This window comes from Nonomuraea roseola (assembly GCF_039535395.1).
Taxonomy (GTDB): domain Bacteria; phylum Actinomycetota; class Actinomycetes; order Streptosporangiales; family Streptosporangiaceae; genus Nonomuraea; species Nonomuraea roseola.
Genome location: NZ_BAAAXC010000014.1, coordinates 797,809 through 810,422 on the forward strand (window position 1 = coordinate 797,809; position 12,614 = coordinate 810,422).

The 12,614-nt window shown below is 71.5% G+C and carries 11 protein-coding genes; 8 read left to right on the top strand and 3 right to left on the bottom strand.

Annotated features, from left to right (window positions below; translation table 11 throughout):
• The first annotated feature begins 48 nt into the window (after positions 1-48).
• The 5 genes from ABFX55_RS22180 to ABFX55_RS22200 all read left to right on the top strand — a co-directional run bounded on the left by ABFX55_RS22180 (position 49) and on the right by ABFX55_RS22200 (position 5,404).
• Positions 49-723: a response regulator transcription factor gene (locus tag ABFX55_RS22180; RefSeq protein WP_183645591.1), complete on the top strand. Its 675-nt coding sequence runs from the start codon at positions 49-51 to the stop codon at positions 721-723.
• Positions 716-2,062: a sensor histidine kinase gene (locus tag ABFX55_RS22185; protein ID WP_346123850.1), complete on the top strand. Its 1,347-nt coding sequence runs from the start codon at positions 716-718 to the stop codon at positions 2,060-2,062. The genes ABFX55_RS22180 and ABFX55_RS22185 overlap by 8 nt, the downstream gene beginning before the upstream one ends.
• A gap of 102 nt (positions 2,063-2,164) precedes the next feature.
• Positions 2,165-2,746, top strand: coding sequence for a TetR/AcrR family transcriptional regulator (locus tag ABFX55_RS22190; protein WP_346123852.1), 582 nt, complete (start codon positions 2,165-2,167; stop codon positions 2,744-2,746).
• The gene (locus tag ABFX55_RS22195) at positions 2,743-4,023 is read left to right on the top strand and encodes an MFS transporter (RefSeq protein WP_346123854.1); all 1,281 of its coding nucleotides are present in this window, start codon (positions 2,743-2,745) and stop codon (positions 4,021-4,023) included. The genes ABFX55_RS22190 and ABFX55_RS22195 overlap by 4 nt, the downstream gene beginning before the upstream one ends.
• The gene (locus ABFX55_RS22200) at positions 4,007-5,404 is read left to right on the top strand and encodes a pyridoxal phosphate-dependent decarboxylase family protein (protein ID WP_346123855.1); all 1,398 of its coding nucleotides are present in this window, start codon (positions 4,007-4,009) and stop codon (positions 5,402-5,404) included. The genes ABFX55_RS22195 and ABFX55_RS22200 overlap by 17 nt, the downstream gene beginning before the upstream one ends.
• Positions 5,405-5,500: 96 nt before the next feature.
• Here the strand turns inward: ABFX55_RS22200 and ABFX55_RS22205 are convergent, their stop codons facing one another.
• Positions 5,501-6,091 (bottom strand): TetR/AcrR family transcriptional regulator, encoded by a 591-nt coding sequence (locus tag ABFX55_RS22205; protein ID WP_346123857.1) that lies wholly within the window; start codon positions 6,089-6,091, stop codon positions 5,501-5,503.
• An 84-nt stretch (positions 6,092-6,175) separates the two neighbouring features.
• Between ABFX55_RS22205 and ABFX55_RS22210 the strand changes: the two genes are divergently transcribed.
• Positions 6,176-7,189: a saccharopine dehydrogenase family protein gene (locus ABFX55_RS22210; protein WP_346123859.1), complete on the top strand. Its 1,014-nt coding sequence runs from the start codon at positions 6,176-6,178 to the stop codon at positions 7,187-7,189.
• A 48-nt stretch (positions 7,190-7,237) separates the two neighbouring features.
• Here the strand turns inward: ABFX55_RS22210 and folP are convergent, their stop codons facing one another.
• Positions 7,238-8,080 (bottom strand): dihydropteroate synthase, encoded by an 843-nt coding sequence (folP, locus tag ABFX55_RS22215; protein WP_346123860.1) that lies wholly within the window; start codon positions 8,078-8,080, stop codon positions 7,238-7,240.
• Between the two features lie 92 nt (positions 8,081-8,172).
• On the bottom strand, positions 8,173-9,045 hold the full coding sequence (locus ABFX55_RS22220) for a LysR family transcriptional regulator (RefSeq protein ID WP_183645595.1): 873 nt from the start codon (positions 9,043-9,045) through the stop codon (positions 8,173-8,175).
• A 190-nt stretch (positions 9,046-9,235) separates the two neighbouring features.
• Here ABFX55_RS22220 and ABFX55_RS22225 point away from each other — a divergent pair, with 190 nt between their 5' ends.
• Both ABFX55_RS22225 and ABFX55_RS22230 read left to right on the top strand, forming a co-directional pair.
• Positions 9,236-10,813, top strand: a complete 1,578-nt coding sequence (locus tag ABFX55_RS22225) for a neutral zinc metallopeptidase (protein ID WP_346123862.1) — start codon at positions 9,236-9,238, stop codon at positions 10,811-10,813.
• A 135-nt stretch (positions 10,814-10,948) separates the two neighbouring features.
• Positions 10,949-12,613 (top strand): LCP family protein, encoded by a 1,665-nt coding sequence (locus tag ABFX55_RS22230; protein ID WP_346123864.1) that lies wholly within the window; start codon positions 10,949-10,951, stop codon positions 12,611-12,613.
• Position 12,614: the final 1 nt, after the last annotated feature.

Sequence of the window (12,614 nt, forward strand, 5' to 3'; positions counted from 1 at the left end):
GAGACGAGCTGAGAGGGCTCTCAGCGCTGATGGTGCACTATGTGGCCTATGAGAGTTCTGGTCGTCGAGGACGAGCGGCGGATGGCGGCGGCCCTCCAGCGGGGGCTGCAGGCCGAGGGGTTCGCCGTGGATCTGGCCCACGACGGCGAGGAGGGCCTGCACCTGGCCAGGCAGGGCGACTACGACGTGGTCGTGCTGGACATCATGCTGCCCAGGCTGTCGGGCTACAACGTGTGCAAGCGACTGCGCGCGGAGGAGAACTGGGTGCCGATCCTGATGCTGTCGGCCAAGGACGGCGAGTACGACATGGCCGACGGTCTCGACCTCGGCGCCGACGACTACCTCACCAAGCCGTTCTCCTACGTCGTGCTGGTGGCCAGGCTGCGGGCGCTGCTGCGGCGTGACGCGGGCCGCCGTCCTGCGGTGCTGACGGCGGGCGATCTGTCGCTGGACCCGGCCAGGCGCAAGGTGCAGCGCGCCGAGGAGTCGGTGGAGCTGACGCCACGGGAGTTCGCGCTGCTGGAGTACCTGATGCGCCGCCACGACGAGGTGGTGTCGAAGACGGAGATCCTGGAGCACGTCTGGGACACCTTCGACACCGACCCGAACGTGGTCGAGGTCTACGTCGGCTACCTGCGCCGCAAGATCGACGCCCCGTTCGGCAGGAACGCGCTGCAGACCGTGCGCGGCGCCGGGTACCGGCTGGCCGGCGACGGTGGCTGACTCCCCCCTCGCCAGATGGAGGCGCAGGAGCCTGCGCTTCAGGCTGACCGCCCTGGCGGCCGTCGCGCTGGTGCTGGCGTTCGCGGTCTCGGCCTCGACGCTGATGATGGTGCTGGGCAGGTCGCTGATGGACACCGTCGACGAGACCACCAGGCAGCACGCGCAGGCGGTCAGGGCGCAGGCCGACAGCGGCACGCTGACCGACCCGATCACCACGCAGGACGGCACGATCGTGCAGGTCATCGCGGCGAACGGCAGGATCACGCACGGCACGTACGGCGCCGACCGCCTGGTGCCGCTGCTGCCCGCCCACGACAGGAGGCGGGCGCAGAGCCACGAGAACTCCTGGTTCCGCGACGGTGAGCCCTACGGCATCCCCGGGCCGCTGCGCGTCGTGGTGGTCAGCGGGGACGACGGGATCACCGTGCTGGCGGCGCGCCCTGTGGCCGAGATCGAGAAGAGCCTCATCGTCGCCGGCAGGGTGCTGTTCGTGGGCACGCCGCTGCTGGTGGCCTTCCTGGCGGGGGCGAGCTGGCTGATCATCGGCAGGACGCTGCGTCCGATCGCCGCGCTGCGCAAGGGGGCCGCCGAGATCACCCACACGGCCAGGTCCAGGCGGCTGCCCGTGCCGGAGGCGCGCGACGAGGTGCACTCGCTGGCGGTCACGCTCAACGACATGCTGGCCCGGCTGGAGGGAGCCGAGTCGCGCCAGCGGGCGCTCGTCTCCGACGCCGCGCACGAGCTGCGCAGCCCGCTGGCCAGCATCAGGCTGCAGCTCGAGGTGGCGCTCGGCCATCCGGAGGGCCAGGACTGGCGCGAGACGGCCGAGGGCGTGCTCGAGGACACCCTGCGGCTGTCGCGCCTGGCCGAGGACCTGCTGGCGCTGGCCAGGCTGGACGAGCGCGGCGGCAGGCTGGCCAGGAACGAGCCCGTCAACCTGGAGGAGGTGGTCAGGCAGGTGGTCGAGAGGTACGGCGAGGCCCGCCTGACCGCCTGCGAGCCCGTCGTGGTGCGCGGCGACGCCCTGGACCTGAGCAGGGTCCTGACCAACCTCATGGACAACGCCGTACGGCACGCCACCGGCAAGGTCGAGGTGGCGCTGAGGGCCGACGGCGAGCTCACCGTGTCCGACGACGGGCCCGGCATCCCCGAGCAGGACAGGGAGCGCGTCTTCAACCGCTTCACCAGGCTCGACGACGGCCGCGGCAGGGACGAGGGCGGCGCGGGCCTGGGCCTGGCGATCGTGCGCGAGACGGTCAGGGCGCACGGCGGCACCGTCCACCTGGAGGACGCCGCTCCCGGCCTGCGCGCGGTGGTCAGGCTGCCACCCGCCGCCTGAGGCCTGCATCGGACTCGCGCAGCTCCACCTGCTGACCTGCGCGCGCCAAGGGCTTCCATCAAGCGATTGACCGGGACCCCTCACCGGAACTATCTTCCCGTCATGAGCCAGGCCGAGGCCATCCTCAAGGTGGCCACCCAGCTGTTCGCCGCCCTCGGGTACGACGGCACCTCCACCCGGCAGATCGCCGAGGCCGCGGGCCTCAACATCGCGACGGTCAACTACCACGTCGGCGGCAAGCGCGAGCTGTACCTCGCCGTCATGGAGCGCGCCCACCAGGCCGAGCGCGGCGCCCTCGAGCGGGCCATCGCCGAGACCGAGGGCGCCGACCCCGTCAGCAGGGTCCACCAGCTGGCCGACCGCTACCTCGACTTCTGCGTGGACAACCCCGAGGTGCCGGCGCTGTGGATGCACCGCTGGCTGTCCGACGCCGGCGACATCACCGACCTGGAACGCAGGTACGTCAGCCCGCTGGTCTCCCTCGTCAAGGACATCGGCGGCGGCGACAACGAGATGGTGGTGTGGTCGGTCGTCTGGTGCGTGCACGGCTTCGCCAAGGGCGGCATCCTCGACCAGGACGGCCGCCGCAGGACCGCCGGCGACCGCGCGGCGCTGCGGCGCTTCCGCGCCCACCTGCACCTGATGCTGCACCGCACGCTGGGCCTGCCGGGGGATCCTCCGTGACCCTTTCGAGGCGACGACTGCTCGGCTACGGCGTCGGCTCCGTGGGGACCGGTGTGTTCTCCGCGGTGCCCGGGCTGCTGCTGCTCTACTACCTGACCGACGTGCTCGGCGTGGCCGCGGGTCTGGCCGGAGCCGTCCTGGTGGCGCCGAAGGTCTGGGACGTGCTGCTCAACCCCGTCGTGGGGGCGGCGAGCGACCGCGAGGCCGTGCGCACCGGCAGCCGCTTCAGGCTGCTGCTGCTCGGCTCGGTGACCCTGCCCGTGGCCTTCGCCGCGACCTTCGCCGCGCCTGGCGCGCCGCTGGTGGCAGTGGCCTTCATCCTCGCGGCGTCGGCGTTCGCCTGCTTCCAGGTGCCGTACGTGGCGCTGCCCGCCGAGATGTCGGCCTCGCCCGCCGAGCGGACCCGGATCATGTCGTGGCGGGTGGTCTGCCTGACCGTCGGCATCCTGGTCGCGGGCGGGCTCGCCCCCGCGCTCGCCCAGGCGGCCGGTTACGCCGTCATGGGCGTCGCGATCGGCGCGGTGATGGCGGCGGCGCTGCTGGCGGCCACCTTCGCCACGCGCTGGGTGCGGTCGAGCCCGGGGCCCGCTCCGCTCGGCCTGGTGGCGGCCTTCAGGGTCGCGCGCGGCAACAGGGCCTTCTTCGCGCTGCTGTCGGCCTTCGTCGTGCAGGCGCTCGGGGTGGCGGTGATGCTGGCGGGCGCGCCCTACGTCGCCGCGCACCGGCTCGGCGACTACGGGCTGACCTCGGCGATGTTCGTCGGGATGGTGGGGCCGAGCATGCTGGCCGTACCGGTGTGGGCCTGGCTCGGACGCACCAGGGGCATGGTCCGCGCCTACCTGGCGGCGGCGGCCGGGTTCGGGCTGGTGGCGCTGGCGCTGGTCGCGGCGCTCTCCGCGCGCAGCGTGGCCGCGGTGCTGGCGCTGACCGCGCTGGCGGGGGTCTGCTACGCGGGGCTGCAATTACTGCCGCTGTCGCTGCTGCCCGACACCGTGCACGCCGACACCGCCCGCACGGGGCACGCGCAGGCGGGCGCCTTCACCGGCCTGTGGACCGCGGGCGAGACCGCGGGGATGGCGGTCGGCCCAGGACTGTTCGCGCTGGTGCTGGCGGTCAGCGGGTTCGTCTCTCTGGAAGGGTCGGCGGCCCAGCCCGCCGCCGCGCTGACGGGCCTGACGCTGGGATTCACCGCGCTGCCCGCCGCGCTCATGTTCGCCAGCCTGCCGTTGATCATCTGGTACGCCAAGGAGTCGCGTGAACGTGTCGGAGCTGCTTGAGGCCGTGTCCCGCCTGCGGGCCGACGACCTGCCCGTGCGAGGGGGGAAGGTGACGGCCTACGTCTACGACACCGGCAGGCCCGAGGTGCACGAGGCGGCGGCCAGGGTCTACTTCGAGATGCTGGAGACCAACACCCTCGATCCGACCGCGTTCCCGAGCGTGGTGGCGATGGAGAAGGAGGTCGTCGGGCAGGTCGCGGACGTGCTCGGCGGCGGCCACGGCATCTTCACCAGCGGCGGCACCGAGTCGATCATGCTGGCGGTGAAGGCGGCGCGCGACTCCCTGGACGTGGCGCGACCTTCGATGGTCGTGCCGGTCACCGCGCACCCCGCCTTCCACAAGGCCGCGCACTATCTCGGCGTGTCGGTGATCCAGGTGCCGGTCTCGATGGAGACCTACCAGGTCTCGCCCGACGACGTGGCCGCGGCGATCACCCCATCCACGATCATGGTGGTGGTGTCGGCGCCTTCCTATCCCCAGGGCGTGATCGACCCGATCGAGGAGGTCGCGGCGCTGGCCGCCGCGCGCGGGGTGCCTTGTCACGTGGACGCCTGCGTGGGCGGATGGCTGCTGCCCTGGCTGCGCGAGGCGGGCGCGCCCGTGCCGCCCTTCGACCTGTCGGTGCCGGGGGTCACCTCGCTCTCCTGCGACCTGCACAAGTTCGGCTACGCGCCGAAGGGCGCCTCCGTCGTGCTGTTCGCCGACCCCGCCATGCGCCGCAAGGCGTACTTCGCCTCCGCCGCATGGCCCGGGTACACGGTCATCAACGCCACCGTGCAGAGCTCGAAGTCGGCGGGGCCGCTGGGCGGGGCGTGGGCCACGATGCGGGCGCTGGGCAGGGAGGGCTATCTGGAGCTGGGCCGCTCCACCCTGAAAGCCGCGCTACGGCTGCGCGAGGGCCTGGCCGAGGTCCCCGGCCTTCGGGTGCTGGGCTCGCCCACCTCGTCGCTGATCGCCTTCGGCGCCTCGCCCTCCTCGGGCATCGACGTGTTCGTGCTCTCGGACGAGGCGCGGCGGCGCGGGTGGTTCGTCCAGCCGCAGCTGTCGTACGCGGGGATCCCCGCCAACCTGCACATCACGGTCACGGGGGTCACGCTGGCGGGGGTGGAGGAGCTGCTGTCGGTGATCGCCGAGTCGGCCGCCGCCGCCAGGGAGCGCGGGCCCGTGGAGGTGCCCGAAGGGCTGGTGGAGCTGGTGGAGACGCTGGAGCTCGACTCACTCGACGACACGGCCTTCGCCTCGCTGGCCTCGTCGGTAGGGGTGGACCTGACGGGCGGCGGGCAGCCGGAGATGGCGGTGGTGAACACCATCCTGGACGCGCTGCCGGCCCCGAAGCGAGAGGAGATCCTGGTGCGCTTCCTGTCGATGATCTACACCTGAGGACTCTCCCCAGGAAGCGCACCGCCCGTCCCGCGCGGCCGGCCGATCGCCGTAGACCCCACCCGCCGTCTCCGAACCATCACGGCCGCCGCGGTATCAGCGATCGGTCCTGGCGCCGACACTTCCGACGATCAGGTCGGACAGCGCCGTGACCGCCTCCGCCGCGGTCGTCTGCCCCCTGTTCAGCTCCGCGGCGATCGTCTCGGCCGCGCCCAGCACGCCGACGCAGCGCAGCCGAAGCGCCTCGGACGTCAGGCGCGAGTGGGACAGCAGTGCGGCGGCCAGCCAGTCCCTGAAGCTGTCGAGCATCTGGTGCTGGATCTCCTCCATCTCCGGATTCCCCTTCAGCGCGGCGGACACGGCGTTGAACTCCGGCATGTCGGTGGCACAGGCGAAGTATGCGGCGCTCATGGCATGGGCGATCTCCTCGACGGCGGGCGCGGCCTCCCGCAACGCCCGCGCCGACGCGTCCCGGTGTCGCTCGTCCAGTCGCCGGTAGAGCGCGAGCAGCAGGCCGGGCCGGGTGCCGAAATGGTCGTACACGATCGGCCTGCTCACGCCCGCGGCCTCAGCGAGGGTCGCCAGCGTCAGACCGTCTGCGCCCTGGTCGCGCACCATCGTCATGGCGGTGTCGAGCAACTGCTCCCGCCTGGCCTGCTTGGACAGGCGACTCGTTGGTGTGGTCATCGTCCTCCCTTGCGCTATCGCCCCAGTTTAGCTACAAAGTGTAAGTTACAAAATGTAGGTTGACCGGAAACGAGAGGAACCACAGTGGAGCATTCGACATCCGTCCTGGTCATGGGCGGTTCGGGCCAGGCGGGCGCGGGAGCCGCCGCCCTCCTGCGCCAATGGCATCCGGCACTGCCGCTGACGATCGCGGGTCGCGATCTCGGTCGCGCGCAGCGGGTCGCCGACGAGCTCGGTACCGCGACGGCCGTGACCATCGACCTGGAGCGGAGCGATCTCGGCCTGCCGGCCGACCAGCGCCACTCAGCGGTGGTCGCGGCTGTGTGGGACTCCCGGCTGCACGGGCTGCGCTACGCGCAGCACCGCGGGTTGCCGTACCTCAGCATCTCCAGCGGTCTGATGGACATCGCACCGGAGGTCGTCGTGGGCGCCCAGCGGGCAGGCGGGGCACCGATCCTGGTGGCCAGCCACTATCTCGCCGGTCTCGTCGTCCTCGCGGCACTGGACTCGGCCCGGGAGTTCGACCGGATCGACACCATCAGGATCGGCGCCATACTCGACGAAACGGACATCGGCGGGCCCGCGGGGATAGCGGATCTGGAGCGCTGGTCGGCCGTCACCTCGGCGGGACTCGTGCGCCGTGACGGCGTCTTCACCTGGCTCGGCAGTCGCGACGCGCAGGCGGACGTGACCGGCGTCGACGGCACCGTCCTGCCCGGCCAGAGCATCCCCATCCTCGACGTGCCGAGCCTCGCCCTCGCCACGGGCGCACCGAACGTCCGCTTCGACCTGGCGGTCGGGGAGTCCCCGAGCAGGCGCCGTGGCGAACCCGCTTCCATGGAGGTCCGGATCGAACTCGAAGGAGCAGGTTCCACGGGCGCACCGCTCACCACGAGCCGACATCTCGTCCACCCCGAGGGGCAGCGGCCCCTGACCGCGCTCGGCGTCGCCCTCGGTGTCGAACGACTGCTCGGTCTGCGCGGCGATGCCGTGGCGCCGGGCATCCACACCCCCGAGGCGTTGCTCGACCCCGCCTACGCGGTCGAGCGGATGGTGGAGATCGGAGCCACGTTCGTCGGCCGACGAGACGACCGCTGAAGCACCCCGCGCCCCGATCTCCCGGCGGTCGAAGCGCGGCGGAGGGTCTCAGGCGCCGGGTCGCGCGAGGCGGGTGACCTCGGCCAGCGCCGTCCTGGCCGAGGCGGCGTCGTGGACCCTGAAGACCCGCGCGCCCTGCAACGCCGAGACGGCCAGCGTGGCGATCGTGCCCGCGTGCCGTTCCTCCACGGGCAGCCCGCCCAGCGCCTCGCCCACGAAGTCCTTGTTCGACACGGCCACCAGCACCGGCCAGCCGGTGGCCGTCATCTCGTCCAGGCGGCGGCTGACCTCCAGCGAGTGGAAGGTGTTCTTGCCGAAGTCGTGCGCAGGGTCGATGAGGATCGACTCCCTCGCCACCCCGGCCGCGACCGCCCGCTCGGCCAGCTCCACGGTGTAGGAGACGACGTCGGCGACCACGTCGGCGTAGGCGATACGGTGCGGCCTGGTGCGCGGCTCCACCCTGCCCGCGTGCGCGCAGACAAGCCCCACCCCGTGTCTGGCCGCCACCTCGGCCAGGCCGGGGTCGACGCCGCCCCACGTGTCGTTGAGCAGGTCGGCGCCCGCCTTGGCCACCACGTCGCCCACCTCGGCCCGCCAGGTGTCGACGCTGATGATCAGCTCGGGGTGGCGCTCGCGGACGGCGGAGACGAGGTCGGCCACCCGCCTGATCTCCTCGTGGGCGTCGACCGTCTCGCCGGGGCCCGCCTTGACGCCGCCGATGTCGACGATGTCGGCTCCGCCCTCGACGGCCTGGGCGACCGCCTCGAGCGCGGCCCCGAAGCCGTAGGTCCTTCCCCGGTCGAAGAAGGAGTCGGGAGTACGGTTCACCACGGCCATGACCGCGTACTCCCCCGGGCCGAACTCCCTGCCGCGCAGGCGCAAGATGCTCATCACCTCGGAGCCTACAGAGCCGTACGGCCGGTCGGCCCCACCACCGCGACCGGCCCCGGGGACGAGAGTGGTTCTCGACCCCGGGGCGCGGGTCAGGCGGCCGTGGAGCCCTTCTCCGCCGTCGCAAGGAAGTCCTGGGCGATCAGGGGAAGCCTGCGGCGGGCGTGGACGACGGCGATCACCCGGCGCACGGCCGGATCGAGCGAGCGCACCACGAGCCCCGCCCTGGCCGCCTGCTCGGCCATGCCGCGGTACCACAGCAGCGAGGCCTGCCCCGCCCGCACCGCGTTGAGCCAGCCGTTGCGCTCGTCGGTCTCCAGCACGACGATCGGGTTGACCGCGTACTTGCCGAACATCGCGTCCAGTTCCCGCCTGCGGACGCTGCCTCTGGCGGGCAGGGCCAGACGCAGCCCGTCGAGCCTTCGCATCGGGACGGGATCGGGCAGATCGAGCCCCGGAGGGGAGATGAGCACGATCTCCTGGCGTTCGAGGGGATGGGTGATCAGGTCGGTGGGCACCGGCAGGTCGGTGAGGCCCAGATCGGCCCGCTGGTCTCTGACCGCGTTCACGACCGCGTCGCGGCCGTCGCAGCGGATGATGTGCACCCTGACACCCGGATGCTCGGCCGCGTAGGCGGGGAGCAACCGGCCTGCCAGGCCTGGTTCGAGGTTGGCGGTGGAGGCGATGCGAAGCTCGGCCTCCGAGGCGCCGCCGTGGGTCGACAGGGCCTCGATCTCGCCGACCGCGTCGAGCGCCTCTCTGGCCAGTTTGACGACCCTGCGGCCCTGCGCGGTGACGACCACCCCGCGCCCCGAGCGGGCGAACAGCGTCATGCCCAACTCGCGCTCCAGGTCTCGGATCGCGCGCGAAAGCGCAGGCTGCGCGATGTAGAGCGACCTGGCCGCGTCGGTCATGGTGCGGTGCTCCGCAGTCGCGACCACGTAGCGGAGCTGCTGCAGATTCATGACATTGAAGCTAGGACAACGGCCGCTCCTCGGACGGCGACATAGCGGAGATCACCTCGAATGATTTCGGACTGTAACCGAGTACCGCTACATCCGTGACGGGTGAGAAATCAGTATGCTTCTGCCCCAAATTTGGCAAAGGTCTGGACTGCGGTTCCCACGTCGGACAACCGTGTCAAGGGGAGACAGCGTGACAGGCAACGGGCAGTATCCACCCCCGCCTCCGGGACCCCAGGGGCAGCCCGGTTCAGGCCCACCCCAGCAGCCGCCCTTTCCCCCGTGGCCTCCCCAGCAGGGCGGGCAGCACTACCAGGAGCCGGCGACCCGGCAGTACCGGCCGCCGCCCCCTCAGCCGCCCGCGCAGCCCACCGCGCAGCCGCCTGCCCCGCAGGGCCCGCCGTACGGCGGGCCGCCACAGGCGGGCCCGCACGCCCCCTATGCGCCGCAGGCTCCCTACCCCCCGCAGGCTCCCTACCCCCCGCAGGCTCCCGCCCCGCCGTACGGCAGGCCTCCCAACGCGCCGCACCAGAGCCCGGCGCCCCAGGGCCCGCCGTTCCAGGGCCCGCCTCAGGGCCCGCACCAGGGTCAGCCGTACGGCGTGCCGTACGGGCAGCCCCCACAGGGGCCTCCCCACGGCCAGGGCGGCCCCTACCCGCCGCACCCGCAGGGCGGGGGTCCGCGGCCCGGCTGGGGACCACCCCAGGGCCCGCGCGGGCCATGGCAGCGGCCGCCCCAGCGCGGCAAGTCCAACGCGGGCGCGATCATCGGGGCGGTGTTCGGCTCGGTCGCTGCGATCTTCGTGCTGCTCGTGATCGGCGCGGCGCTCTTCAAGAGCGCCTCGCACACCGACACCACCTCGCCCGTGGCGATCCCGACGTTCACTCCGCCGACCTTCGAGCCCGAGCCCGACCGCAGCGAAGGGCCGATCGAGCCGACGGACAGGCCGACAGGGCAGACCTCGCAGCGGCCGACGCGGGAGCCGTCCGCCCGCCCCTCGCAGCAGCAGACGCTCAAGCCGCCCGCCAGGGTCACGCTGAACACCAGCCTGCAGGCCAACACCCTCTACCGCGCCGGCAGGCTGCCGCGCACGACGTGCAGGGCGGGCAACGCGAGCCTGTTCAGCCACAGCCAGCTGAAGGCGCTCATCCTGAAGACCGGCAGGTGCATGGACGCGGCATGGGCGCCGATCCTGCGCAAGCAGGGCATCGACTGGAGCCCGCCCAACTACGCGATCGCCGCCAAGCGCGGCAGGGGCGCGTGCGGCGACTACCCCTCGCCCGGCAGCATGGTGCCGTACTACTGCCCGCGCAACAACACCATCTACGCCTCCACCTCCGCGCTCGCGCGGGGCAACGGCAACTCCATCGGGTACGGGCAGATCGTCGCCTGGCACGGCGCGACGATCAGCATGATGGCCCACGAGTACGGTCACCACGTCCAGCAGATCACCGGCATCCTCGGCTCGCACTGGCGCAAGCACCTCGACTCCTCCAGCGAGAGCGGGCGGCTGGCACTGAGCAGAAAACTGGAGCTCCAGGCGACCTGTTTCGGCGGTATGTTCATGAGGGCCGTCGCCGACAGCTATCCCATCAACTCCAGCCGTCGCGACACCCTGTTCTGGTTCTACTCGCGCGTGGGCGACCACCCTGGCTACCCCCGCGACCACGGCAGTCTCACCAACAACAACCGGTGGTTCCGCCAGGGATGGGAGAGGAACATGACCTACCAGTGCAATACGTGGCTGGCCTCCTCGTCCTCGACCTCCTAGCTTCATGGGGCGTTCATCCCACATTGGTCATCTGTCATTGATGTCCCGATATGGGGGCTAGAATCCTGGCAATCTCGTGACCAACGGGGGGCAAACCCCAGGGTTTGGCCTGGTGCGACGTATGAAGGAGCCGGTGTGTCGAAGCGCCCTGGGGGAGACGCCGCCGAGCGCGGCAGGAAACGGCGGGCTCCTCGGCGCGCCGCCGCCTCTGACACTCCCACCAGAGACCGCGAGACACAGCCGAGCAACCGCGCCCCCAAGCTCCCTCGCGCGCCGCGTACCCCCGCGTTCCTGGCCAGGCTGCAAGCCTCCGGCGGGCCCCGGTTCGCCAGGAAGATGACCACGGGCTCGATCATCGGCTGGACGGCCCTGTCGGTCGTCGTGCCCGGCGCCGCGCACCTGCGGGCGGGGCGCCGCCGTACCGGACTCATCCTGCTGGGGCTCTTCGGCCTGCTGCTGCTCGTGGGGCTGATCTACGGCCTGTCCTTCGTGGGCAACTACGGCGCGGCGGCGCGCGACAGCACGATGATCACCGTCTCGGCGGCCGCCGTGATCGGCGCGCTGTGCTGGTTCGCGCTCGTGCTGACCTCCTACATCGCCCTCGGCCCCGACCGTCTCAACGGCCGGGGCCAGATCATTTCCGGGATCGCGGTCGGCCTGCTGTGCGTGTCGGTCATGGCGCCCTTCGCGCTGACGGCCAACACCGTGCTGACCTTCCGCGAGACGGTCAAGGCGATCTTCCCCTCGACGTCCGACCCGGAGATCCAGCCCATCAAGGAGGCCGATCCGTGGAACGGCAAGAAGCGGGTCAACTTCCTGCTCATCGGCGGTGACGCGGCGGGCAACCGCACCGGCATGCGGACCGACAGCATGAACGTGGCGAGCGTCGACATCAAGACCGGCAACACGGTGCTGTTCAGCCTGCCCCGCAACCTGCAGCACGTGCGCTTTCCCCCCTCCTCGCCGCTGGCCAAGCACTTCCCCAACGGCTTCATGGCCGAACTGCCCAACGGCGGGCTGCTGAACGAGGTCTGGCAGTTCGCCAACGACAACCCGCAGATCATGGGGGGCAAGAACAAGGGCCCCAAGGCGCTGATGGACGCCATCAGCCACACGCTCGGCCTGCGCATCGACTACTACGCGCTGATCAACATGTACGGCTTCGTCGACCTGGTGGACGCGATCGGCGGCATCAGGCTGCGGGTGGAGAAGGACATCCCGTGGGGCGGCCACTACGGCACCGCGGGCACCATCAAGGCGGGCTTCCAGCGCCTGTCAGGCGAGGAGGCGCTGTGGTACGGGCGCTCCCGCGTCGTCGACGACGACTTCGGCCGGATGGGCCGCCAGCGCTGCGTCATCGGCGCCTTCGCCCAGCAGGCGACGCCCGACAAGATCCTCACCAACTTCGGCGAGATCGCCAGGACTGCCAAGCGGATGGCGCAGACGAACATCCCGCAGGAACTGCTGGAGCCGCTGGCCAACCTGGCGCTCGAGGTGAAGGACGCCCGCATCACCAGCCTGCAGTTCGTGCCCCCGCAGTTCTACACCGGCTCCCCGGACTGGCCCAAGATCCGCAGGGCGACGGTCAAGGCGATCAACGACTCGCTCAAGCCGGCCAAGCGGGCGCTGGCGGCCGGGGTCACCGCCTCGCCGGGGACGACGTCCTCGCCCACGTCCTCGCCCACGGCGACGCCGTCGGCCAGCCGTACGGTGAACCCGTCGCAGACCCCGACGCGCAACGGGCAGTCGGCCGCCAACAACGCCTCGGCCAAGAGCCTGTCGGAGCTGTGCGGCTTCTGAC